The organism is Kitasatospora sp. NPDC054768 (assembly GCF_053612025.1).
Genome location: NZ_JBSHBN010000100.1, coordinates 13,712 through 35,441, shown reverse-complemented (window position 1 = coordinate 35,441; position 21,730 = coordinate 13,712). Strand labels below are relative to the sequence as shown.

Sequence of the window (21,730 nt, the reverse complement as noted above, 5' to 3'; positions counted from 1 at the left end):
CGGCCGGGGAGCGGCCGGACGGGCGGCGCGGCGCAGTCGGGCGCGGGCGGCGGCGCTCCCCGCGGAGCCTGCCCGCCGCTCTCCCCCGGCGCCGTTCCCGGTAGTCGACACCGACGGGGCCTCCGGCTCTGGTCGGGATCGGCGTCGCCGGCTGGGGACGGCTCACCGATGGTGACGAATAGTGCCGAAAAGTGACATACCCAGCAGCCTCCAGGCTATCCCGGCCCCTGGGTCGTCTTGTCCGATTGACCTACCCGGCGGACGACGCGTCGCCCCCGGTCGGGACGCCGCCCGCCCCCGCCGTCCCGCCCTCCGTGAGCAGCCGGGCGACGTGCGGCAGCACGTCACGGTCGTGGTCGATCCAGTCCACGGCGGCCAGCTCGTCCGGGCCCAGCCAGCGCAGCGCGTCGTGGTCCTCCAGCGCGCGCGGCTCGCCCGCCAGCAATTCGGCGGCCCAGAAGCGCAGCTCCAGGCCGGGGCGCACGGCCCACGCGCCCGGCAGCCGGGTCAGCGCGCGCGCCCGGACGCCGAGCTCCTCCAGCAGCTCGCGCTCCAGCGCCTGCGCCTCCGTCTCCCCGGGCTCGGCCTTCCCGCCGGGGAACTCCCACCGGCCGGCCACCGCCTCGGGCGCGCTGCGCCGGGCGGCGAGCACCCGGCCGCCGCGGACCAGCGCGCCGCCGACCACGATCCGGGGAGCGGCCGGGGTCGCGCGGGGGTCGGGGGTCTCGGGGGTGTCCGTCGTGGCGTCCATGGGGCCGACCCTACGGGTTCAGGCGTTGCGGACCGTCCCGTCCGCCGCTCCCGGCCGGGCCTCCCCGTCCGCCTCGACCCAGTACATCTGCTTGTGGCCGCGGGCCTCGAACCCGGCGGCCAGCCGTCGGGCCTCGGCCCGGTCGAGGTCCTTGGCGACCAGGAAGCGGTTGCCGTTGTCGTCCTGCCGCATGACCCGGTGGGTGCCCATGGCGGGAGGGTACCCGGGGTCTCCCGCCGGACGTCCCGCTCCGGGCCGGACCCGTTTCCACTCGCGTGGGGCGGGCCGGTCCCCGGCTCGCGTGGGGGTCGGGCCGGGGACGCGCCCACGACGGTACGGCCGGTGGGTTACCGGCAGGTACGGGCCCGGTCAACGGCCGGTAACCAGGGGCGTGGGCGCCTCAGACCCGCAGGTCGGGCGCCTGCTCACCGGTGGACAGGCCCAGCCCGCGGCGGATGTCCAGGATCGTCGGCGCCGTCCTGGCCTCCGTCGCCCTGGCCCGGCGGAGGTCGCCCGTCAGGTCGCTGCCGGAGGCCGCGGCGTCCCAGGCGGCGGCCGCCTGCGACTTGGCCTCGACCAGCTTGGCGATCTTCGGCCGGACGTCGGCCGGCCAGGGCACCGACGGCCCGCCCAGCACCGCCGCCTGGGTCCGCGAGGCCACGGCCATCCGTCGGGCCCACGCCCGGTGGTCGGACTCGGCCTCGGCCACGTCCGCGTCCGGCGGGTCCAGGTAGACGTCGTTGAAGCTCCGGGCGGCCTCCAGGTAGGCCAGCTGGGGCGCGGTCAGGCGGCTCCGGTCGGTGCGGACCGTTCCCCGGTGCCGGTCCTCGCGGTCCTCGTAGGCGCAGGTGACGTACCGTGAGCCGGACGCCCAGTTCCTCGCGGTCGGGTAGAGGTAGACGTCGTCCATGCCGTCCGGGACGGTCCACTGGTCGAGCGCGTAGCCGTTCAGCACCGCGCGGCACAGCCGGCCGGCCGACTCGCGGGCCGCGCTCTCGCCGGGGTAGAGGCCGTTGCCGCTCGGGAGTTCGGCGGTGCCCGCCACCTCGCCGTGGTGCGGCTCGGTGCAGGCCACCCGGTGCACCCAGTACACCGTCTCGTCGCCGGCCCCCTGCGTCGTCGAACCGCCCTGGGGGGAGTCGTAGCAGTCGCCGGCCTTGAGCTCGGACCAGTGCACCGAGCCGGCCGGCGCCTTCGGGGCCTGGCCGAAGCGGCCGGCCCGCGCCGAGCTGAAGTCGGCCGCGCCGAGTGCGAGGGCCAGCAGGACCGTGCCGATCGTGCCGAGCACCAGGCCGGTCACCGCCATGCCGGAGCCGCGCTCCTTGCGGCGGTTGATCTGCACCAGCGCGAGGATGCCGAACACCAGGGCCACCGGGGACACCAGGAGCAGGCCGGTGACCAGGGAGCCGACCGCGAAGCCGTTGGTGGGGGCGGGCCCGGGACCGGGGCCGGGGAGGAACCCGGGCCCGGGGACGGCCTGACCCGGACCGGGGGCCTGGGCGTACGGGTGGCCGGGCGGGAAGACCGACCCGGCGGGGGGAGTGACGGAGGCCCAGCCACCGGCGGGCAGCGGGTACGGCGGCTGGGGCGGGGCGGCCGACGGCGGGACGGCCTGCGGGGCCGGGGCGACGGACGGACCCGCGGGCGGGCCGGCGGAGAGGTCGGGCGCGGCCCAGGGGTCGACGGCGGCGGGCGGTGCCCAGGGGTCGACGGCGGGTGGGGCGGACTCCGACCCGGCCTGGTCCTGCTCGGGCGCGGCGGCCCCGGCCTGGTCCTGCTCGGGCTCGACCGGGCTCGCGGACCCCGCGGTGTCCTTGCGGAAGTCCACCCGGGGATCCTGACCGGCCGTCGGCGCTTGCGCCGGGTCCGGGTCCGGGTCCGGGTCCGGGTCCGGGTCCGGGTCCGTGCCTGTCCCCGTACCGGTGTCCGTCCCCGTACCGGTGTCCGCGCCCGCCCCCGGACGGGTGTCCGTGTCCGCGTCGACCCCCGTGGCCGCGGGCGACTCCGGCCCCGGAACGGGCGGCTCGGACTCAGGCTTGGACACGTGGACTCCCCCAACCCACCGGAACGGGCATCGGCTCGGCACTCGGCACCATGGCTCGGACCCGAACGGGCCCGATCTGAACGGTCGCGCGACTTTACCCGATCTTTCCGAACGCCTGCCCGCCCTGCCCGGACCGCCCTGCCCGCCCTGCCCGGACCGCCCTGCCCGCCCCTCGTCGGTTCGGCCGCGTCGGCTCAGCCGCGGGCCAGGATCTCGCCGTGCAGCATCGAGAACCAGCCGTCCCCGGCGGCGCTCCACTCCCGCCAGCCGTCCGCGATCCGGCCCAGCTCGTCCTGGTCCGCGAAGCCCCGCTCGACCGCCGTCCGGCCCAGCGCGGTGCCCGTCACCCGGTCCGCCCACAGCCCGCCCCACCAGGCGCGCTGCTCGGGCGTCGCGTACGTCCAGGTGCCGGCGCTCGCGGTGACCTCGGTGAAGCCGGCCGCGCGGGCCCAGGACAGCAGCCGCCGGCCGGCGTCCGGCTCGCCGCCGTTGGCGCGGGCGGTCCGCCGGTACAGCTCCAGCCACCGGTCCAGCGCGGGCTCCTCCGGGAACCAGGTCATCGAGGCGTAGTCGACGTCGCGGACCGCGACCACGCCGCCCGGCGCCGTCACCCGCCGCAGCTCGCGCAGCGCGGCCACCGGGTCGGCCACGTGCTGCAGCACCTGGTGGGCGTGCACCACGTCGAACTCGCCGTCCGGGTACGGCAGTCGGTGCACGTCGGCACAGGCGAGGGCGACGTTGGACAGGCCCCGGCCGGCGATGTGCCCGGCGGCCTGCTCCAGCACCTCGGCGGAGGCGTCCACCGCGACCACCCGCCCCTGCGGGCCGACCAGTTCGGCCAGGTCCGCGGTGATCGTGCCGGGCCCGCAGCCGACGTCCAGCAGGGCCTGCCCGGGCCGCAGTTCGGGCAGCAGGTAGCCGGCCGAGTCGGCGGCGGTGCGGGAGCGGTGCGAGCGCAGCACGGCCTCCTGGTGGCCGTGGGTGTAGACGGCGGCGGGCTGCGGTCCGGTCATGAGATCCCCCTCGATGCGGTCGGCCGCGGGGCTCCGCGGCGCCCCCGACGCTACCCGCCGTTCCGTATGTCGAGAAGATCCGTCTCGAATGTCGGTCACGGCGGGCCCGGGCCGCACCCGGCCGCCGTACCGTGGAGGCGCCCCCGACAGAACGGTCCCCGCCCATGCCCGGCCCGCGCCCCTACGTCCTGCTGAGCGCCGCCGTCTCGCTCGACGGCCACCTCGACGACGCCTCCCCCGACCGGCTGCTGCTCTCCAACGCCGCCGACTTCGACCGGGTCGACGAGGAGCGCGCCGCCGCCGACGCGATCCTGGTCGGCGGCAACACCCTGCGCGCCGACAACCCCCGGCTGCTGGTCAACGACCCCGCCCGCCGGGCCGCCCGACTGGCGGCCGGCCGGCCCGAGTACCCGCTGAAGGTGACGCTCAGCGCGAGCGGCGCGCTCGACGCCGGGCTGCGGTTCTGGCACACCGGCGGCGCCCGCCTCGCCTACACCACGGACGCCGGGGCGGCGGTGCTGCGCCCCCGGCTGGACGGGCTGGCCGAGGTGGTCGCACTGGGCGACACGGTGGACCCCGGCGCGGTGCTGGACGACCTGGGCGCCCGCGGGGTTCGCCGGCTGATGGTCGAGGGCGGCGGGGGCGTGCACACCCAGTTCCTGGCCCAGGGGCTGGCGGACGAACTCCAGCTGGCCGTCGCCCCGCTGCTGGTCGGCCAGGCCGAGGCGCCCCGGTTCGTCCGCCCCTCCGCGTTCCCGGGCGGGCCGGCCCGACGGATGCGGCTGCTGGAGGCACGTACCGTGGGCGACGTCGTCCTGCTCAGGTACGCCCCGAAGGAGCCCGCGCCGTGACCCCGTCCGCGTCCACCGACCTCGACCACCTGCGCCGGGCCGTCGAGCTCTCCCGCCGCTGCCCGCCGTCCGGGACGGCCTTCTCGGTCGGCGCGGTGATCGTCGGCGCCGACGGCACGGTGCTGGCGGAGGGCTACAGCCGGGAGACCGACCCGCACGACCACGCGGAGGAGGCGGCGCTGGCCAAGCTTCCGGCGGGCGACCCCCGGCTGCGCGGGGCGACCGTCTACAGCTCGCTGGAGCCCTGCGGGCAGCGCGCCTCGCGGCCGATGCCGTGCGCCCGACTGCTCGTCGCGGCGGGCGTGCCGCGAGTGGTGGTCGCCTGGCGCGAGCCGGACCTGTTCGTCACCGACTGCCAGGGCACCGCGCTGCTGACGGCGGCCGGCATCGAGGTGGTGGAGCTGCCGGAGCTGGCCGCCGAGGCCCGCGCGGTCAACGCCCACCTGCTCGGGTGATCTTTTGTATCATTGAGAAACAAAGAGCTCGCATTCTCCGGCTCTGCCGTCGTCGCACCCCCCGAGGAGCCGCCCCATGCCCGCTACCCCCGTCCGGCTGACCGCCCGCGCCGTCCTCCTGGACATGGACGGCACCCTGGTCAACTCCGACGCCGTGGTCGAGCGCTGCTGGAGCCGCTGGGCCGGGCGGCACGGCCTGGACCCCGCCGAGGTGCTCGCCGTCGCGCACGGCCGCCAGGGCCACGCGACCATGGCCGCCCTGCTGCCCGAACGCCCGGTCGCACTCAACCTGGCCGACAACGAGCGGATGCTCGACGAGGAGCGCGCCGACACCGAGGGCGTCGTCCCGGTGCCCGGCGCCGCCGCCTTCCTCGCCTCGCTGGCCGGCCTCCCGCACGCCCTGGTCACCTCCGCCGACCAGCCGCTCGCCCGGGTCCGGATGGCCGCCGCCGACCTGCCGCTGCCGCCCGTCCTGGTCACCGCCGAGTCCGTCGGCGCCAGCAAGCCCGACCCCGAGGGCTTCCTCAAGGGTGCCGCCGCCGTCGGCTTCGCCCCCGCCGACTGCCTCGCCTTCGAGGACTCCGGCGCCGGCATCGCCGCCGCCAAGGCCGCCGGCACCCGCGTCATCGGCATCGGCCCGCGCGCCCTCCCCCACCACCCGGACGCCCACGCCGACACGCTCGCCACCGTCACCGTCACCGCCGCCCCCGACGGCCTGCTCACCGTCACCATCGGCTGACCCCGGACCGCCGGACCCCCGGGGCCCGCACAGCACCGGGTCGGCACGGGAAAACGCACGGGGCCCGCCTCAGGGGAGGCGGGCCCGTCCGACCTGCGCATGCGGCAGGTCGGGTCGGCTCAGGGAGCGGGTCGATCAGACGTTGAAGCGGAATACCCACCACAAGGCTGCGACCTGCGAAGATGCCGATCCTGGCGACCCAAGTCAGCACAGAATCAGCACGGTGACTCGAACACGCAGCCAGCCATCAGTAGTGGTAGCGGGCGGCCAGAACGATGATCTCCCGGTCCGTCACCAAGTAGACGAGGCGATGCTCGTCATCGATCCGCCGCGACCAGGCTCCTGGCAAGTGGTACTTCAGCGGCTCGGGCTTGCCGATGCCGGTGAACGGGTCGCGCAACACGTCCTCGATGAGTTTGTTGATCCTCGCGAGCATCTTGCGGTCGCTCTTGAGCCAGGACGTGTAGTCCTCCCAGCCCTGTTCTTCGAAGACGAGCCTCACTCGACACCCCGCCCGGCATCAGCCGAGTCGGGGTCGATGAGTGTGCGCTCGGAGAGCCCTATACCGTTCAGCGCATTGTCGTACGCCTTGAGCAAGCGACGCGCATTCGCCGGCGAACGCAGGAGGTACGAGCCCTCACGCAGGGCGGCATAGTCCTCGGCAGAGACGAGCACGGCATTTCCGTGCTTGGACACGATCTCGATGGCGTCGTGATCCTCGTTGACCTTCTTGATCAACGGGAAGAGATCCCTGCGGGCCTCGCTCGCGGTGATGGACATGACGCGTACCCCCTTCGGCGAGTGGTACCGAATAACGTACCACCCGAGTGCGCTTCCGAGGGGGTCGACGACCGGTGGGGACCCCCGAAGGTCAGCACCGGGTCGGCACGGGAAAACGGACGGGGCCCGCCTCAGAGGAGGCGGGCCCCGTCCGACCCTGCGCATGCGGCAGGTCGGGTCGGCTCAGGGAGCGGGTCGATCAGACGTTGAAGCGGAACTCCACCACGTCGCCGTCCTGCATGACGTACTCCTTGCCCTCGATGCGGGCCTTGCCCTTGGAGCGGGCCTCGGCGATGGAGCCGGTCTCGACCAGGTCGGCGAAGGAGATCACCTCGGCCTTGATGAAGCCCTTCTGGAAGTCGGTGTGGATGACTCCGGCGGCCTCGGGGGCGGTGGCGCCCTTCTTGATGGTCCAGGCGCGGGTTTCCTTGGGGCCGGCCGTCAGGTAGGTCTGCAGGCCGAGGGTGTCGAAGCCGACCCGGGCGAGGGTGGCGAGGCCGGGCTCCTCCTGGCCCATGGACTGGAGGAGCTCCAGGGCCTCGGCGTCGTCCAGCTCGATCAGCTCGGACTCGATCTTGGCGTTCAGGAAGATCGCCTCGGCCGGGGCGACCAGCTCGCGCTGGGCGTCCTTGAAGTCCTCGTCGGCCAGCTCGTCCTCGTCCACGTTGAAGACGTAGAGGAAGGGCTTGGCGGTCAGCAGGTGGAGCTCACGGATCGGGGCGGTGTCGAAGCCGGCCTCGAAGAGGGTCTTGCCGGTCTCCAGGATCGCCTGCGCGGCCTCGGCGGCGGCCAGCACGGGGGCGGTGTCCTTCTTGAGGCGCGCCTCCTTCTGGAGCCGCGGCAGGACCTTCTCGACGGTCTGGAGGTCGGCCAGGATCAGCTCGGTGTGGATGGTCTCGATGTCGTCCTTGGGCGACACCTTGCCGTCCACGTGCACCACGTCCGGGTCGGTGAAGGCGCGCACGACCTGGCAGATCGCGTCGGACTCGCGGATGTTGGCGAGGAACTTGTTGCCCAGGCCCTCGCCCTCGCTGGCGCCGCGCACGATGCCGGCGATGTCGACGAAGTCGACGGTGGCCGGGAGGATGCGCTGGGAGCCGAAGATCTCGGCGAGCTTGGCCAGCCGCTCGTCCGGGACGCCCACCACGCCGACGTTCGGCTCGATGGTGGCGAACGGGTAGTTGGCCGCCAGCACGTCGTTCTTGGTCAGGGCGTTGAACAGGGTCGACTTGCCGACGTTCGGCAGGCCGACGATTCCGATCGTGAGCGACATGAAGCGCAGTCCCGTGGGCTTGGAGGAGTTGGGTCGGCACCGTACGGGCCGACCCCCAAGTCTACGGGCAGCCCCCGCCCCGCCTCACAGCTCGTCGCCCCACCGGACGCGGACGGGCCGTTCGAAGGTGAGATCGGTCATGCCGTCCCCTGCGAGGAGACCCGTGCGCGGATCCGGTGACCGTGGTGCACCGAGCCGACGGGGCAGGTCAGCCGACCTGAGTGACGATCACATCACTGCTCCGCCCGGAGACACGGGCCGGGACCTGAACGGTCCATTACACAGTGTGGCGATGATCGGACCGTACGTTGGACGGGTGGAGCAGAGCATCCGTACCCAGCCGCCAGGGCCCAGACGCCGTCCCCCGACCCGCGCGACCGCCCCCGCCGTCCCCGGTCCAGGCCGGGCTCCCGAGACCGCCGCAGCCCCCTCCGGGCCCGCCCCCGCCTCCCGGCCGCGCCCGGTGCCCGGACCGTCCGCCGCCGCCCGCCCGGCCGGCCCCCGGCTGCGCCTGCGCCTGCCGCTGCGCGGGCGCGGGCGCGGCGACGACCAGCTGTACGGGCGGCGGCGCACCGGCCGGCCGGCCCGGCTGACGGCCATCGGCACCGGGGTGGTCGCCGTCCTGGCGACGCTCGCGGTGGCGGGCCTGGACCGGCTGCTCTTCGACGACCTGGGCTGGCTGTTCGGCCTCGGCTACCTGGTGGTCTGCTTCCAGCTGGCCGTCCGGGTGCGCTACGCCGATCTGCTGGCCGCGCCGATCAGCGGGCCGATCGCCTTCGCGCTCGCGCTGCTGCTGCTCGAACCGGTGAGCTCCCCCGGCGTCACCGCCCAGGTGGTCTCGCTGGCGACCGGGCTGGCGCTGCGGGCCGGCTGGCTGTTCTCCGGCACCGGGCTGGCCACGCTGATCGTGCTCGCCCGGTTCGTCGCCCAGCGCCGGATCCACCGCACCCGCTGAGCCCCTCCCCGCCGGTCGCGGCCGGGGGCCCGCCCCGCCGGTCGCCACGGAGACGGGGCCGGGGCCGGGGCCGGGGCCCGCCCGTCAGCCCTCCGCCCGGGCCGCCGCCATGGCGGCGCCGACGATGCCCGCGTCGTTGCGCAGCTCCGCCGGCACCACCCGTGCCTCGCGGTCCTTCAGCAGCGGCAGGAACTTCTCGTGCTTGCGGCTCACCCCGCCGCCGATCACGATCAGCCGCGGCGAGAACAGTCCCTCCACCAGGTCCAGGTACTCGTCGACCCGCCCGGCCCACTGCTCCCAGGTCAGCCCGTGCCGCTCCTTGGCCGCCGAGGAGGCCCGGCGCTCGGCGTCCTTGCCGCGCAGCTCCAGGTGGCCCAGCTCGGTGTTGGGCACCAGCGTGCCGTCCACGAACAGGGCGCTGCCGATGCCGGTGCCGAAGGTGAGCACCAGGACGACGCCCGGCTCGGCCCGTCCGGCGCCGTGGGTCAGCTCGGCCAGCCCGGCCGCGTCCGCGTCGTTCAGGACGGTCGCGGGCATGCCCAGCGCCTCGCGGAAGAGGCCCGCCGCGTCCAGGCCGATCCAGCCCTTGTCGACATTGGCCGCCGTCCTGGTGCGGCCGTCGACGACCACGCCGGGGAAGGTCAGCCCGACCGGGCCCTGGTGGCCGAAGTGGCGGACCACCTCGCAGACGGCGTCGACCACGGCCCCGGGGGCGGACGGCTGCGGGGTGAGCACCTTGTGGCGCTCCTCGGCGAGCGTGCCCCGGGCGAGGTCGACGGGCGCGCCCTTGATCCCCGAGCCGCCGATGTCCACGCCGAATACCGCCGTCATCACGTCACCCTCCGCCGTCGGCCGCGGACCGGGCCGGTTCGCGGCCGGTGAATTGTCCACAGCCTGTGCACAAAACTACGAGAGTGCGCCGGGGCCCGCACAGCAGGAAGCCGCACCACCGGGAGCCGCGCGGCGCGAGGCCGCACGGCGGAAGGGCCGGCACCCCGTGCGGGGTACCGGCCCTTCCGGGTGGGGTCAGAGCTTGCCCGCCGCCTCGGCGCGCAGGTCGCGGCGCAGCTCCTTGGGCAGCGAGAAGACCAGGTGCTCCTCGGCGGTCTTGACCGTCTCGACCGTGTCGTAACCGCGCGCGGCCAGGAACTCCAGCACGCCGTCGACCAGGATCTCCGGCACCGAGGCGCCGCTGGTCAGGCCGACCGTGGTGACGCCCTCCAGCCACTCCTCGCGGATCTCCTCGGCGAAGTCCACCAGGTGGGCGGCCTTGGCGCCGTACTCCAGGCCGACCTCGACCAGGCGCACGGAGTTGGAGGAGTTCTTGGAGCCGACCACGATCAGCAGGTCGGTCTCCGGGGCCAGCTGCTTGACCGCGACCTGGCGGTTCTGGGTGGCGTAGCAGATGTCGTCGCTGGGCGGGCTGACCAGCTGCGGGAAGCGGTTCTTCAGCTCGCCGACGGTGGCCATGGTCTCGTCCACGGACAGGGTGGTCTGGGACAGCCAGACGACCTTGGACTCGTCCCGGACCTGCACGTTGGCGACGTCCTCGGCACCGTCCACCAGGTGGATCCGGTCCGGGGCCTCGCCCATGGTGCCGATGACCTCCTCGTGGCCCTCGTGGCCCACCAGCAGGATGTCGAAGCCCTCGTCGGCGAAGCGGACGGCCTCCTTGTGCACCTTGGTGACCAGCGGGCAGGTCGCGTCGACGGTGGCGAGCTTCCCGGCCCGCGCCTCGTCGTGGACGGACGGGGCGACGCCGTGCGCGGAGAAGACGACGATCGAGCCCTCCGGCACCTCCTCCGTCTCGTCGACGAAGATCGCGCCCTTCTTCTCCAGGGTCTGCACCACGTACTTGTTGTGGACGATCTGCTTGCGGACGTAGATGGGCGCCCCGTACTGCTCCAGGGCCTTCTCCACGGCGATCACGGCGCGGTCGACTCCCGCGCAGTAGCCCCGGGGGGCGGCGAGCAGGACACGGCGCTGCGCGGTCTTGGACATGGCTCCATCGTACGGGCGGCCACGACCCGCGCTCGTCCTCCCGGCCTCCCGCCGGGCCGCCCCACCAATGGCGGACACTTTCCGCGCAGACCCGGTCATTTGCGCCCAAAATATGGTGTCTATGAGCTCTGTGAGCGAGCAGGCGACGCCGAGCGGCCTGCGCCGCAGCCTGGGCGTGCGCGATCTGATGGTCTACGGGCTGCTGTTCATCGCCCCGATGGCGCCGGTGGGCGTGTTCGGCGTGCTGGACGCCAAGAGCCACGGAGCCGTCGCCACCGTGTACCTCGCCGCGACGGTGGCGATGGCCTTCACGGCCTCCTCGTACGCCCAGATGGTGCGCGCCGTGCCGCAGACCGGCTCGGTGTTCGCCTACGCGCGGGCCGGGCTGGGCGAGGGCCCGGGCTTCATCGCCGGGTGGATGGTGATGCTCGACTACCTGCTGATCCCCGCGGTGGCCTACCTGTTCTCCGGGATCGCGCTGAACTCCCTGGTGCCGGACGTCTCGCGCTGGGTCTGGACGGCGCTCGCGGTGGTGGTGACCACCGCGCTCAACCTGGCCGGGGTGCGGACGGCGGCGGCGATCGGCTTCGCGGTGCTCGCGATGGAGATCGCGGTGCTGCTGGTGTTCATGGCCGCCGCCGTGGTGGCGCTGGCCCAGGACGGCGCCCGGCGCGGCTGGGACACCCCGTTCACCGCCGTCGGGGACTTCTCGCTGACCGCGGTGATCTCGGCGGTGTCCGTCGCGGTGCTCTCCTACCTGGGCTTCGACGCGATCGCCACCTTCGTGGAGGAGGCGGTCGGCGCCTCGGCGGCCGTGGCCCGGGCGGTGCTCTGGTGCCTGGCGCTGGCCGGAGTGCTGTTCGTCGCCCAGACCTACCTGGCGGCCCTGCTGGAGCCGACCGGACCGCAGCAGCTGGCCGCCGACCCGGCGGCGCAGGGCTCGGCCTTCTACGACACCGTGGAGAGCGGCGTCGGGCACTGGCTGCACGTACTGGTGGCGGCCAGCAAGGCGATCGGCGCGGCCTTCGCGGCCCTGGCCGGGCAGGCCGCGGCCGGGCGGCTGCTCTTCGCGATGGCCCGGGACGGCCGGCTGCCGCGGGCCCTCGGTTCGGTCGACCCGGCCAGCGCGGTCCCGCGCCGGGCGCTGCTGGCGGCCGCGGTGATCACGATGGCGGCGGCGGTCTGGGCGGCCAACCGGGACGACGGCCTGGACCGGCTCACCTCGGTCGTGAACGTGGGCGCGCTGACCGCCTTCGCGCTGCTGCACGCCTCGGTGATCGGCTGGTACGCGGTGCGGCACGGCTCGCGGCGGTGGCTCCCGCACGTGGTCGTGCCGGTGCTGGGGATCGCGGTGATCGCGGCGGTCGTGTACGAGGCCTCGGGCACCGCGCAGCTCGTCGGGCTGGTCTGGCTGGTGGTCGGCCTGGTGGTGCTCGCCGTCCAGGGCTCCACCGGCCGGGGCGGCACCGGCCGGGGTCCCGGCCGTGTCGGCGGACGCCGCTAGCCTCGTACGCATGGCCAACACCAGCTCCCCCGAAGCGCCGCTCCCGGTCGGCAAGGTCTCCGCGCTGATCGGCGGCTGGATCGACCGGCTCGGCGCGGTCTGGGTGGAGGGGCAGATCACCCAGCTCAGCCGCCGCCCCGGCGCGGGCGTGGTGTTCCTGACCCTGCGCGACCCGCAGGCCGACGTGTCGCTCACGGTGACCTGCTTCCGCTCGGTGTTCGACCAGGTCGCGGACGTGGTGCAGGAGGGCGCGCGGGTCGTCGTGCACGCCAAGCCGGAGTGGTACGCGGCGCGCGGGCAGCTGTCCCTGCGCGCCTCGGAGATCCGCCCGGTGGGCCTCGGCGAGCTGCTGGCCCGGCTGGAGCAGCTGAAGCGGCGGCTCGCCGGGGAGGGCCTGTTCGCGGCGGAGCGCAAGAAGCCGCTGCCGTTCCTGCCGCAGTGCGTCGGGCTGGTCACCGGGCGCGGCTCGGCGGCCGAGCGGGACGTCCTGGAGAACGCCCGGCGGCGCTGGCCGGCCGTGCGCTTCGAGGTGCGCAACGTCCCGGTGCAGGGGGTCAGCGCGGTGGAACGGGTGAGCGCGGCCGTGCGGGAGCTGGACGAGCACCCCGAGGTGGACGTGATCGTCGTGGCCCGCGGCGGCGGCAGCGTGGAGGACCTGCTGCCGTTCTCGGACGAGGGCCTGGTGCGGCTGGTCGCGGCCGCCCGTACGCCGGTGGTGAGCGCGATCGGGCACGAGCCGGACCAGCCGCTGCTGGACTTCGTGGCCGACCTGCGCGCCTCCACCCCGACCGACGCGGCCAAACGGGTGGTTCCGGACGTCGGTGAGGAGCTGGCCAAGGTCCGCCAGCTGCGCGACCGCGCCCGCCGGTACGTGCTGTCCCGGGTCGAGCGCGAGCAGCACGGGCTGGACGGGGTGCGCAGCCGCCCGTCGCTGGCCGCCCCGCACCGGATGCTGGACGGTCGGGGGCAGGAGGTGGACGGCCTGCTGGAGCGGGCCCGGCGCACCCTGCGGCACCGGCTGGACCACGCGCAGAGCGACCTCGGGCACACCCTGGCCCGGGTGGTGGCGCTCTCCCCGGCGGCCACCCTGGAGCGCGGCTACGCGGTGCTCCAGCGCACGGACGGCACGGTGGTGACCGACCCGGCGCAGGTCGCGCCCGGCGAGGGGCTGCACGCGCGGGTGGCGGGCGGCGGCTTCGACGTCACCGCGACTCCCGGGTAGTCGCCCGCCGCCGCGGGCCGGGGCTGGGGAGTGTCGGCCCGAGCCCCTACGCTGGCACCCATGGCAGAGCAGCAGGAGCAGCAGGACGCGGCGCCGAACCCGGACGACGCGCTGGGCTACGAGCACGCCCGGGACGCGCTGCTGGACGTCGTCCGGCAGCTGGAGACCGGCGGGACCTCGCTGGAGGAGTCGCTGGCCCTGTGGGAGCGCGGCGAGCAGCTGGCGAAGGTGTGCCAGCGCTGGCTGGACGGCGCCCGGGCCCGGCTGGACGCCGCGCTGGCCGCCGAGGAGGGGGCGACCCCCGACGGGGAGTGAGGCGGATCACATCCGCTTGGGGAATCGTTGAATCTTCACCTATGTTGGAGGAAGTGAACGGCCGCGGCCGATCACCCCGACGAACCCCTTTTCCGCATGAGGTGCAGAAGCATGACCACCGACGCCCTGGTACTCGACGCTGCCGCTCAGGACCTCCTGTTCCGCGAGGCCCGCACCGCCAACACCTTCACCGACGAGCAGGTCTCCGACGAGCAGGTCCAGGCCATCTACGAGCTGGTCAAGTACGGCCCGACCGCCTTCAACCAGCAGCCGCTGCGCGTCGTCCTGGTCCGCTCGGCCGAGGGTCGCGAGCGCCTCGTCCGGCAGATGGCGGACGGCAACAAGGCCAAGACCGCCGCCGCCCCGCTGGTCGCCATCCTGGCCGTGGACAACGAGTTCCACGAGGAGCTGCCGACCCAGCTCCCGCACTTCCCCCAGGCCAAGGACCTGTTCTTCTCGGAGCGCAGCGTCCGTGAGCAGTCCGCCACGATGAACGGCGCCCTGCAGGCCGCCTACTTCATCATCGGCGTGCGCGCCGCCGGCCTGGCCGCCGGCCCGATGACCGGCTACGACGCCGAGGGCATCAACAAGGAGTTCTTCGGCGACGGCGAGCACTCAGTGCTGGCCGTGGTCAACATCGGCCGCCCGGGCGAGGACGCCTGGTTCCCGCGTTCGCCGCGCCTGGCCTACGACGAGGTCGTCACCACGGCCTGATCCGCCCCGCGCACGCCGAAGGGCCCCGCACCGGTTCGTCCGGTGCGGGGCCCTTTCGGCGTGTCCGGGAAGGCGGGCGGAAGCGGGGCTACTTGAGCGCCTGCGCCAGCTCGGCCAGCTCCTCGTAGGAGGCGGTGCCGGTGAGCAGGGTGGTCCCGGGGCCGGTCTGGACGGCCAGCGCGCGGTCCTTCTCGCCCTGCACCCGGTCCCAGGTGCGGCCGGCCACCTCGGAAGTGCCGTCCGACGCGGCGCCCTTGACGTGGTCGGCCAGCAGGGAGTCGCGCGGCACGTCGCTCTGCTCGATCGCCGCGTACCGGCCCGAGGGGGTCACGAAGCCCAGGTGCCAGGCGTTGCCCTTGCCGTTGTTCTGGTCGGCCGGCCGGTAACCGACCGAGGTGGCCCGCCACTTGTCCGACAGCCCCTCCGGGGAGAGCAGCGGGTACGGCGCGGCGCGCTTGGCGGAGGCCGCCTCCACCCGGTACCCGACCACGCGCACCGGGTCGCCGCCGGATCCGTGCGGGAGGAACAGGTACCCGATCCCGACGACGAAACCGACGGCCAGCATCGACAGGACCATGTCCCGTACGGTCTGCCGGCCCCTCATGCCCTTGCTGTCTGCTGCCACCCCCACATGGTGACTCATCCACATCCCCGGGCGGTCACCAGGGGTGTCCACGGACGGGTGATACCGGGCGAATCGGTGGTTTCCGCCACAGAGCAGCGACCTGCGCCACAGACAGTCATCTCGTGGGCAGATACGATCGCAATACCCTCACCACGGCGTTCGACCTGGCAGTAGTCGGGCGCTCACTGGCCGTCGCGTACAGAGAGGTAACGACGATGACCACGCAGTACCCGCACCACCTTCCCAGTGCCCTGGAGGTCGCGCCCGAGGCTCCGGACCGGAACCTCGCGCTCGAACTCGTCCGGGTCACCGAGGCGGCCGCGATGGCCGCCGGCCGGTGGGTCGGACGTGGCGACAAGAACGGCGCGGACGGTGCCGCCGTGAAGGCGATGCGCACCCTCGTCTCGACCGTGTCGATGAACGGCGTCGTCGTCATCGGCGAGGGCGAGAAGGACGAAGCCCCGATGCTCTACAACGGCGAGCGGGTCGGCGACGGCACCGGCGCCGAGTGCGACGTCGCCGTCGACCCGGTCGACGGCACCACGCTGACCGCCAAGGGCATGAACAACGCGGTGGCCGTACTGGCTGTCGCCGACCGCGGCACCATGTTCGACCCCAGCGCCGTGTTCTACATGGACAAGCTGGTGGCCGGCCCGGAGGCCGCCGAGTTCGTCGACATCACCGCCCCGGCGGCGGTCAACATCCGCCGGGTCGCCAAGGCCAAGGGCAGCGCCGTCGAGGACGTCACCGTCGTCGTGCTCGACCGCCCGCGCCACGACGGCCTGGTCCGGGAGATCCGCGAAGCGGGCGCCCGGATCAAGTTCATCTCGGACGGCGACGTGGCCGGCGCGATCATGGCCGCCCGCGAGGGCACCGGCGTCGACCTGCTGATGGGCATCGGCGGCACCCCGGAGGGCATCATCGCGGCCTGCGCGATGAAGTGCATGGGCGGCGTGATCCAGGGCCGGCTGTGGCCCAAGGACGACGCCGAGCGGCAGAAGGCCCTGGACGCCGGCCACGACCTGGACCGGGTCCTCACCACGGACGACCTGGTCAGCGGCGAGAACGTGTTCTTCGTCGCCACCGGGATCACCGACGGCGAGCTGCTGCGCGGCGTGCACTACCGCTCGGAGACCGCCACCACCAGCTCGCTGGTGATGCGCTCCAAGAGCGGCACCATCCGCGAGATCAACTCCACCCACAAGCTCTCGAAGCTGCGGGCGTACAGCGCGATCGACTTCGACCGCGCCAACTGAGCCCCACCCGAGCGCGCTTCGCGGCCCCGGCGGAATCCCCCTCCGCCGGGGCCGCGGTGCGTCGCCGTCCCGCTCTCGGGCCCGTCGTCACCCGGCTATCCGGCGCCGCGCGGCCGCCGTCACCAGGGCCGCCTCGCGCAGTTCCGTGTCCCGGCGCCGCCGCCGGGCCAGCACCACCCGCCGCTCGGCGGCCGTCAGCCCGCCCCAGACCCCGTACGGCTCCGGCTGGGCCAGCGCGTGCTCGCGGCACTCCAGCAGCACCGGGCAGCGGGCGCACACCTGCTTGGCCTGCTCCTCGCGCGACAGCCGGGCCGCCGTCGGCTCCTTGGAGGGCGCGAAGAACAGCCCCACCTCGTCCCGCCGACACGCGGCGCCGGTGTGCCAGGGGTTGTCCTCGCCCGCGGGGGAACCCGCCGGGCCGCCCTGCGGCTGCGGCTGCGGACGGACGCCGGGACGGCGTTCCAGGACCTGCGCAGCGGCGACTGGCGAGGTGGTGCGGGACTCGATCGGATGCAGCACGGCCGTACTCCTGACGAGGCTCTCGGACACGGGGACCCCTCGCTCCCCCGCCGGCCGCGAGCCCCCGCTGTCCAGCCCGGGCACGGCCGCTCGGCCGCCTCCGGTGCGCAGCCGTCCAAGAAGCGATGTGCGGAAGGAACTACCCCGCCCGGCCGCGATTCATGCACACTGCACGCAATCGACTACGCAGAGCACCGGCCGCAACGCCGAGCGCCCGACCGGGAGTTGATCCCCGATCGGGCGCTGTGCAGGTCAACGGCGGTCAGTCGGTGCCGAGTTGGCGCCGCACCCATTCCTTCAGCTTCTTGCCCCGGCGCGGCTTCGCCTCGCAACCACCGAACAGCGCAAGGCCCTTGATCCGGACAACCGGAGCGTACGGGTCCGCCGCGGTCGTCTCCCGGACGTCGAAGCCGCCGAAGATGCCGATGCCGGATCCCTGCAGGCTCACGTTCTCCGGGACCCTGACCTGGACCCCGCCGAAGATCGCCGTCACCGTGATCTCCACCTCGGGGGACTCGAACACGGCGTCGGTCAGGTCGATCTCCACCCCGCCGAACGCGGCGAAGGCGCTCAGGTGCGAGCCCACCCGCCAACGGCCCTTGCGGGCCGCGCCGCCGAAGACCGCCACCACCGTCGGCGACTCCTGGCGCGCGGGCGGCTGCGGCGGCGGGCCCTGCGGGGCACTCAGCGGCTGCTTCTCGAAGGACAGCGGGCGGGCCGGCAGGTCCCGGGTCAGCGGCACGAGGTCGCCGAAGGTCTTCGAGGCGTACGCGGCCTCGATCCGCTCCGCGTGCTCGTCCGCGTCCAGGCGGCCCTCGGCGTAGGCGTCCCGCAGCAGTTCCGCGACCTTCTCGCGGTCGGCGTCGGAGACCCGCAGGTCCGCCTCCGCGACCGGCGCGTGCGGCCGCGGCGCGGCCTCCGCCCTGGTCTCGGGCTTGAGTTCCGGCTCGGGTTCGGGCTTGGTCATCGGTACGGGCGCCGGCACCGGCGGCTGCCCCGAATCGTCGTGCGACGGCGAGTTGTCCACGGGGGTCAGCCTAGTCGCTCGCACTCCTGCGCGAGTGAGCCCGGTCACGCAAGGCTGCCCTGTCCGCATGCCGACTTCCACCGGGTCCTACCCTGGATGATGCTTCGCCGACGCAGCCGGACCAACTGGACAGCTAAGGACCGCCCCCATGGCTCCCACGCCAGACTTCGAGTACAGCGACCTGCTCCCCCTGGGCGCTGACCCGACCCCCTACCGCAAGATCACCTCCGAGGGTGTCTCCACCTTCGAGGCCGGCGGCCGCACCTTCCTCCAGGTCGAGCCCGAGGCGCTGCGGCTGCTGACGGCCGAGGCGATGCACGACATCTCGCACTACCTGCGCCCCGCCCACCTCGCCCAGCTGCGCCGCATCCTGGACGACCCGGAGGCCAGCCCCAACGACCGCTTCGTGGCGCTCGACCTGCTGAAGAACGTCAACATCTCGGCCGGCGGCATCCTCCCGATGTGCCAGGACACCGGCACCGCGATCGTCATGGGCAAGCGCGGCCAGAACGTGCTCACCGAGGGCGGCGACGAGTCCGCCATCGCGCGGGGCGTCTACGACGCGTACACCAAGCTCAACCTGCGCTACTCCCAGATGGCCCCGGTGACCATGTGGGACGAGAAGAACACCGGCAACAACCTGCCGGCCCAGATCGAGCTGTACGCCACCGACGGCGACGCGTACAAGTTCCTGTTCATGGCCAAGGGCGGCGGCTCCGCCAACAAGTCGTACCTGTACCAGGAGACCAAGGCCATCCTGAACGAGGCGAGCATGCTCTCGTTCCTGGAGCAGAAGATCCGCTCGCTGGGCACCGCGGCCTGCCCGCCGTACCACCTGGCCATCGTGATCGGCGGCACCAGCGCCGAGTTCGCGCTGAAGACCGCCAAGTACGCCTCGGCGCACTACCTGGACAACCTGCCGACCTCGGGCGACGCCAGGACCGGCCACGGCTTCCGCGACCTGGAGCTGGAGGCCAAGGTCACCGAGCTGACCCAGAAGATCGGCATCGGCGCCCAGTTCGGCGGCAAGTACTTCTGCCACGACGTGCGCGTGGTGCGCCTGCCGCGGCACGGCGCCTCGCTCCCGGTCGCGATGGCCGTCTCCTGCTCCGCCGACCGCCAGGCACTCGGCAGGATCACCGCCGAGGGCGTGTTCCTGGAGCAGCTGGAGACCGACCCGGCGAAGTACCTGCCGGACACCACCGACGAGCACCTGGACGACGACGTGGTGCGCGTCGACCTCGACCAGCCGATGTCCGCGATCCGCGCCGAGCTGTCCAAGTACCCGGTGAAGACCCGGCTCTCGCTCACCGGCACCCTGGTCGTCGCCCGCGACATCGCCCACGCCAAGATCAAGGAGCGCCTGGACGCCGGCGAGGGCATGCCCAAGTACCTCCAGGACCACCCGGTCTACTACGCGGGCCCGGCCAAGACCCCCGAGGGCTACGCCTCCGGCTCCTTCGGCCCGACCACGGCCGGCCGGATGGACTCCTACGTCGACCAGTTCCAGGCCGCCGGCGGCTCGATGGTCATGCTCGCCAAGGGCAACCGCAGCAAGCAGGTCACCGACGCCTGCGCCGCGCACGGCGGCTTCTACCTCGGCTCGATCGGCGGCCCGGCCGCCCGCCTCGCCCAGGACTGCATCAAGAAGGTCGAGGTGCTGGAGTACGCCGAGCTCGGCATGGAGGCGGTCTGGCGCATCGAGGTCGAGGACTTCCCGGCCTTCATCGTCGTCGACGACAAGGGCAACGACTTCTTCCGCGAGACCACCGAGGGCCCGCTGATCACCAACCTGCGCGTCCGCTCCAAGGAGTAGTCCCGCACGCCCCCGCCCCGCCCCGGTCGCCCCTGCGGCCGGGGCGGCGGTGTTCCCCCGCCGGGGACGGCAGCCGGCCGCGGCCGGTGGGCGTCATCCGGCGTTCAGGCGTCGAAGTCGTACTCCAGGACGTAGGAGGCGGCGTCCAGGATCATCTCGTTGAGCTCGACGACCTGGCCCTCGTCGGCGAAGGCGGTGCGGCAGATCAGGATGACGGGGGTGCCGGCGGACAGTTCCAGGCGGGCGGCCTCCTCGGCGCCGGGCATCCGGGAGCGGACCTCCTCGCGGAAGTGCACGGGCTTGGCGCCGATCTCGGCGAGCCGGGCGTAGGTGCCGCCGGGGCCGGTGTCCTCGCGGGTGATCGCGGTGCCCGCGACCAGGACGGCGGGCAGGTAGGAGGTCGACAGCAGCACCGGCTTGCCGTCGAGGACGAAGCGGCGGTGCCGCACGCACATCGGGGCGCCCGGGGCGACCCCCAGCATCCGGGCCACGTGCTCGGGCGCGCCCTGCTCGGTGACGGACACCTGGTCGACCACCAGGCTGCGGTTGTCTATGTCCGCCGACCATATCGACCGGCCGGACCCCCACTGCCCCTGCGCCAGCCGTTGGATGCCGCGCCGGCGCAGCGGCCGGAAGTCCCGGACGAACACCCCGGCGCCGCGGCGCGCCTCGGCGATGCCCTCGCTCTGCAGCACGCCCAGCGCCTGGCGGGCGGTCATCCGGGCCACGCCGTACTCGTCCATGAGGTCGTTCTCGCCGGGCAGGCGGTCGCCCGCGCGGTACCGGCCGGTGTCGATGGCCGTTTTCAGCGCTTCGGCGATCCGCTGGTACTTGGGCTGCTTGTCGCCATTGCTGCCGGTCATCGCCGCTCCCTCTGCCTCGGACAAATCGTAGGCGTGCCCGCGGTCGCCGGTAAGGAGATACGACCGTTGACATCTCTAGAGATATTAGCTTCTCTAGAGATGCTGGCCAGTCGCCGACCAGAGCGAGGAGCAGCACGGTGAGCACCCGACAGCGAAACACCCCGGCCTACCGGCCCCACGTGGGTGAACTCGTCCTCGACCGGAGGACCGGACGCACCGGCATCTACATGGACACCATCGGCGGCGAGCACTACCTGCGCCCCGAGCCCGGCGGCCGGGAATGGACGGCCGACCCCCACCAGGTCGCCCCCGCCCCCGGGGCGGGCGATTCAGCCGAATACGATCTTCCTCGGCAATTTCGGCAGAACGCGGGCAAACGGCGGCATTCCGACCACCGCAATACCCCCGGGTGAATCCGGAATTCCGGAACGTCCCGCACCCGCCGTCGGGCACGTTACGGATATCGCCGGTCACCATGAGTGCACCGCGGGCATGTTTCGGCCACCCGGTTGACACCTTTGGGGAATTGGCGTGCCCATAACCACCGGTGCCCCCGCGCCCGGACGGGGGCGACGGGGGCACTCGACCGGCACGGCTCACGCGTGGCCGAAGACGATGCTCTCCGGCTCGTACTTCTCGCCCGGCTTGCCGGTGTCCGGCTTGGCCGGCTCCAGCAGGTGGTCGGCCTCGTCGCCGAAGATCCCGTTCTCGATCGCGTTCTTCCGGTCGGCACTCGGCTCGGTGTACTCGGTCGGGTCCGAGGTCGCGGCGACCGCGCCCTCGACAGCCTGGCCGGCCTCCACAGCGGAGTCCGGGGCCGGGGTCTGCGCCTGGTTCTCGGGCGTCGACGGCACCGGGGTCTCGCTCTGGTCGTTGGCCATTGGCGGCCGCCTTTCGGTCATCAAATGTCGTCAGCCCGACCGGCTTGGCGCGGGCGCGGGCACAGTATCGTAGGGTTGATTAAATGTCCGATAAACAGCGTGCGGCTTGCGGGACCGTCCGGCAGA

General features: G+C 73.5%; 23 protein-coding genes and 1 pseudogene. 10 read left to right on the top strand and 14 right to left on the bottom strand.

From position 1 onward, the window contains the following. Nucleotides 1-250: 250 nt before the first annotated feature. The 4 genes from ACWGKU_RS26315 to ACWGKU_RS26300 all read right to left on the bottom strand — a co-directional run bounded on the left by ACWGKU_RS26315 (nt 251) and on the right by ACWGKU_RS26300 (nt 3,808). Nucleotides 251-751 carry an NUDIX domain-containing protein gene (locus ACWGKU_RS26315; RefSeq protein WP_452179627.1) on the bottom strand — a complete coding sequence of 167 codons (501 nt, stop codon included), beginning with the start codon at nt 749-751 and terminating at the stop codon, nt 251-253. Between the two features lie 18 nt (nt 752-769). After that, a complete protein-coding gene (locus ACWGKU_RS26310) occupies nt 770-961 on the bottom strand; it encodes an SPOR domain-containing protein (RefSeq protein ID WP_401043486.1) in 192 nt (63 codons plus the stop codon). Nucleotides 962-1,151: 190 nt separating this feature from the next. Next, entirely contained in the window at nt 1,152-2,795 is a 1,644-nt protein-coding gene (locus tag ACWGKU_RS26305; RefSeq protein WP_452191578.1) for a DUF4190 domain-containing protein, read from the bottom strand. A 194-nt stretch (nt 2,796-2,989) separates the two neighbouring features. Continuing rightward, the gene (locus ACWGKU_RS26300) at nt 2,990-3,808 is read right to left on the bottom strand and encodes a methyltransferase domain-containing protein (RefSeq protein WP_452179629.1); all 819 of its coding nucleotides are present in this window, start codon (nt 3,806-3,808) and stop codon (nt 2,990-2,992) included. 164 nt (nt 3,809-3,972) lie between these two features. Between ACWGKU_RS26300 and ACWGKU_RS26295 the strand changes: the two are divergent. Then, nucleotides 3,973-5,114, top strand: a pseudogene (locus ACWGKU_RS26295) (dihydrofolate reductase family protein). A 76-nt stretch (nt 5,115-5,190) separates the two neighbouring features. Continuing rightward, nucleotides 5,191-5,853: an HAD-IA family hydrolase gene (locus tag ACWGKU_RS26290; protein WP_452179630.1), complete on the top strand. Its 663-nt coding sequence runs from the start codon at nt 5,191-5,193 to the stop codon at nt 5,851-5,853. A gap of 247 nt (nt 5,854-6,100) precedes the next feature. On the opposite strand, the gene ACWGKU_RS26285 is transcribed toward ACWGKU_RS26290, so the two are convergent. From ACWGKU_RS26285 to ychF, 3 genes are all read right to left on the bottom strand, one after another. Further along, nucleotides 6,101-6,355: a Txe/YoeB family addiction module toxin gene (locus ACWGKU_RS26285; RefSeq protein WP_452179631.1), complete on the bottom strand. Its 255-nt coding sequence runs from the start codon at nt 6,353-6,355 to the stop codon at nt 6,101-6,103. Next, nucleotides 6,352-6,633 (bottom strand): type II toxin-antitoxin system Phd/YefM family antitoxin, encoded by a 282-nt coding sequence (locus tag ACWGKU_RS26280; RefSeq protein ID WP_329927349.1) that lies wholly within the window; start codon nt 6,631-6,633, stop codon nt 6,352-6,354. The genes ACWGKU_RS26285 and ACWGKU_RS26280 overlap by 4 nt, the downstream gene beginning before the upstream one ends. A gap of 199 nt (nt 6,634-6,832) precedes the next feature. After that, entirely contained in the window at nt 6,833-7,906 is a 1,074-nt protein-coding gene (ychF, locus tag ACWGKU_RS26275; RefSeq protein WP_452179632.1) for a redox-regulated ATPase YchF, read from the bottom strand. A 463-nt stretch (nt 7,907-8,369) separates the two neighbouring features. On the opposite strand from ychF, the gene ACWGKU_RS26270 reads away from it, so the two are divergent. Next, nucleotides 8,370-8,861 (top strand): DUF6542 domain-containing protein, encoded by a 492-nt coding sequence (locus ACWGKU_RS26270; protein ID WP_452179633.1) that lies wholly within the window; start codon nt 8,370-8,372, stop codon nt 8,859-8,861. A gap of 84 nt (nt 8,862-8,945) precedes the next feature. Here ACWGKU_RS26270 and ppgK read toward each other — a convergent pair whose 3' ends face one another. Both ppgK and ACWGKU_RS26260 read right to left on the bottom strand, forming a co-directional pair. Further along, the gene (gene ppgK, locus ACWGKU_RS26265; protein WP_452179634.1) at nt 8,946-9,692 is read right to left on the bottom strand and encodes a polyphosphate--glucose phosphotransferase; all 747 of its coding nucleotides are present in this window, start codon (nt 9,690-9,692) and stop codon (nt 8,946-8,948) included. A 195-nt stretch (nt 9,693-9,887) separates the two neighbouring features. Next, a complete protein-coding gene (locus ACWGKU_RS26260; protein WP_359899533.1) occupies nt 9,888-10,862 on the bottom strand; it encodes a 4-hydroxy-3-methylbut-2-enyl diphosphate reductase in 975 nt (324 codons plus the stop codon). 121 nt (nt 10,863-10,983) lie between these two features. Between ACWGKU_RS26260 and ACWGKU_RS26255 the strand changes: the two genes are divergently transcribed. From ACWGKU_RS26255 to ACWGKU_RS26240, 4 genes are all read left to right on the top strand, one after another. Further along, nucleotides 10,984-12,366: an APC family permease gene (locus tag ACWGKU_RS26255; protein WP_452179635.1), complete on the top strand. Its 1,383-nt coding sequence runs from the start codon at nt 10,984-10,986 to the stop codon at nt 12,364-12,366. A gap of 10 nt (nt 12,367-12,376) precedes the next feature. Beyond that, nucleotides 12,377-13,588, top strand: coding sequence for an exodeoxyribonuclease VII large subunit (xseA, locus tag ACWGKU_RS26250; protein ID WP_452179636.1), 1,212 nt, complete (start codon nt 12,377-12,379; stop codon nt 13,586-13,588). Nucleotides 13,589-13,648: 60 nt separating this feature from the next. Further along, nucleotides 13,649-13,903: an exodeoxyribonuclease VII small subunit gene (locus tag ACWGKU_RS26245; protein WP_452179637.1), complete on the top strand. Its 255-nt coding sequence runs from the start codon at nt 13,649-13,651 to the stop codon at nt 13,901-13,903. A gap of 111 nt (nt 13,904-14,014) precedes the next feature. Then, the gene (locus tag ACWGKU_RS26240) at nt 14,015-14,617 is read left to right on the top strand and encodes a malonic semialdehyde reductase (protein ID WP_359899526.1); all 603 of its coding nucleotides are present in this window, start codon (nt 14,015-14,017) and stop codon (nt 14,615-14,617) included. 88 nt (nt 14,618-14,705) lie between these two features. Here the strand turns inward: ACWGKU_RS26240 and ACWGKU_RS26235 are convergent, their stop codons facing one another. After that, nucleotides 14,706-15,242 (bottom strand): DUF4245 domain-containing protein, encoded by a 537-nt coding sequence (locus ACWGKU_RS26235; RefSeq protein WP_359899524.1) that lies wholly within the window; start codon nt 15,240-15,242, stop codon nt 14,706-14,708. A 215-nt stretch (nt 15,243-15,457) separates the two neighbouring features. Here ACWGKU_RS26235 and glpX point away from each other — a divergent pair, with 215 nt between their 5' ends. Continuing rightward, a complete protein-coding gene (gene glpX / locus ACWGKU_RS26230) occupies nt 15,458-16,498 on the top strand; it encodes a class II fructose-bisphosphatase (RefSeq protein ID WP_030055344.1) in 1,041 nt (346 codons plus the stop codon). A gap of 87 nt (nt 16,499-16,585) precedes the next feature. Here glpX and ACWGKU_RS26225 read toward each other — a convergent pair whose 3' ends face one another. Both ACWGKU_RS26225 and ACWGKU_RS26220 read right to left on the bottom strand, forming a co-directional pair. Beyond that, nucleotides 16,586-16,963, bottom strand: coding sequence for a WhiB family transcriptional regulator (locus ACWGKU_RS26225; RefSeq protein WP_380357098.1), 378 nt, complete (start codon nt 16,961-16,963; stop codon nt 16,586-16,588). Nucleotides 16,964-17,279: 316 nt separating this feature from the next. Continuing rightward, entirely contained in the window at nt 17,280-18,044 is a 765-nt protein-coding gene (locus ACWGKU_RS26220) for a DUF1707 SHOCT-like domain-containing protein (RefSeq protein ID WP_401056489.1), read from the bottom strand. A 148-nt stretch (nt 18,045-18,192) separates the two neighbouring features. Here ACWGKU_RS26220 and ACWGKU_RS26215 point away from each other — a divergent pair, with 148 nt between their 5' ends. Next, nucleotides 18,193-19,860 carry a fumarate hydratase gene (locus ACWGKU_RS26215; RefSeq protein ID WP_452179638.1) on the top strand — a complete coding sequence of 556 codons (1,668 nt, stop codon included), beginning with the start codon at nt 18,193-18,195 and terminating at the stop codon, nt 19,858-19,860. Nucleotides 19,861-19,964: 104 nt separating this feature from the next. On the opposite strand, the gene ACWGKU_RS26210 is transcribed toward ACWGKU_RS26215, so the two are convergent. Next, nucleotides 19,965-20,723 carry a GntR family transcriptional regulator gene (locus tag ACWGKU_RS26210; protein ID WP_401055023.1) on the bottom strand — a complete coding sequence of 253 codons (759 nt, stop codon included), beginning with the start codon at nt 20,721-20,723 and terminating at the stop codon, nt 19,965-19,967. A 137-nt stretch (nt 20,724-20,860) separates the two neighbouring features. Here ACWGKU_RS26210 and ACWGKU_RS26205 point away from each other — a divergent pair, with 137 nt between their 5' ends. After that, entirely contained in the window at nt 20,861-21,136 is a 276-nt protein-coding gene (locus ACWGKU_RS26205; RefSeq protein WP_359899518.1) for a hypothetical protein, read from the top strand. A 183-nt stretch (nt 21,137-21,319) separates the two neighbouring features. Here ACWGKU_RS26205 and ACWGKU_RS26200 read toward each other — a convergent pair whose 3' ends face one another. Continuing rightward, a complete protein-coding gene (locus ACWGKU_RS26200) occupies nt 21,320-21,604 on the bottom strand; it encodes a hypothetical protein (protein ID WP_359899516.1) in 285 nt (94 codons plus the stop codon). Nucleotides 21,605-21,730: the final 126 nt, after the last annotated feature.

Coding starts and splice junctions, on each gene's coding strand:
- ppgK (WP_452179634.1), bottom strand. CDS start 9,692: ATGACGGCGGTATTCGGCGTGGACATCGGCGGCTCGGGGATCAAGGGC.
- ACWGKU_RS26315 (WP_452179627.1), bottom strand. CDS start 751: ATGGACGCCACGACGGACACCCCCGAGACCCCCGACCCCCGCGCGACC.
- ACWGKU_RS26260 (WP_359899533.1), bottom strand. CDS start 10,862: ATGTCCAAGACCGCGCAGCGCCGTGTCCTGCTCGCCGCCCCCCGGGGC.
- ychF (WP_452179632.1), bottom strand. CDS start 7,906: ATGTCGCTCACGATCGGAATCGTCGGCCTGCCGAACGTCGGCAAGTCG.
- glpX (WP_030055344.1), top strand. CDS start 15,458: ATGACCACGCAGTACCCGCACCACCTTCCCAGTGCCCTGGAGGTCGCG.
- ACWGKU_RS26300 (WP_452179629.1), bottom strand. CDS start 3,808: ATGACCGGACCGCAGCCCGCCGCCGTCTACACCCACGGCCACCAGGAG.
- ACWGKU_RS26240 (WP_359899526.1), top strand. CDS start 14,015: ATGACCACCGACGCCCTGGTACTCGACGCTGCCGCTCAGGACCTCCTG.
- ACWGKU_RS26290 (WP_452179630.1), top strand. CDS start 5,191: ATGCCCGCTACCCCCGTCCGGCTGACCGCCCGCGCCGTCCTCCTGGAC.
- ACWGKU_RS26310 (WP_401043486.1), bottom strand. CDS start 961: ATGGGCACCCACCGGGTCATGCGGCAGGACGACAACGGCAACCGCTTC.
- ACWGKU_RS26255 (WP_452179635.1), top strand. CDS start 10,984: ATGAGCTCTGTGAGCGAGCAGGCGACGCCGAGCGGCCTGCGCCGCAGC.
- ACWGKU_RS26210 (WP_401055023.1), bottom strand. CDS start 20,723: ATGACCGGCAGCAATGGCGACAAGCAGCCCAAGTACCAGCGGATCGCC.
- ACWGKU_RS26215 (WP_452179638.1), top strand. CDS start 18,193: ATGGCTCCCACGCCAGACTTCGAGTACAGCGACCTGCTCCCCCTGGGC.
- xseA (WP_452179636.1), top strand. CDS start 12,377: ATGGCCAACACCAGCTCCCCCGAAGCGCCGCTCCCGGTCGGCAAGGTC.
- ACWGKU_RS26280 (WP_329927349.1), bottom strand. CDS start 6,633: ATGTCCATCACCGCGAGCGAGGCCCGCAGGGATCTCTTCCCGTTGATC.
- ACWGKU_RS26245 (WP_452179637.1), top strand. CDS start 13,649: ATGGCAGAGCAGCAGGAGCAGCAGGACGCGGCGCCGAACCCGGACGAC.
- ACWGKU_RS26200 (WP_359899516.1), bottom strand. CDS start 21,604: ATGGCCAACGACCAGAGCGAGACCCCGGTGCCGTCGACGCCCGAGAAC.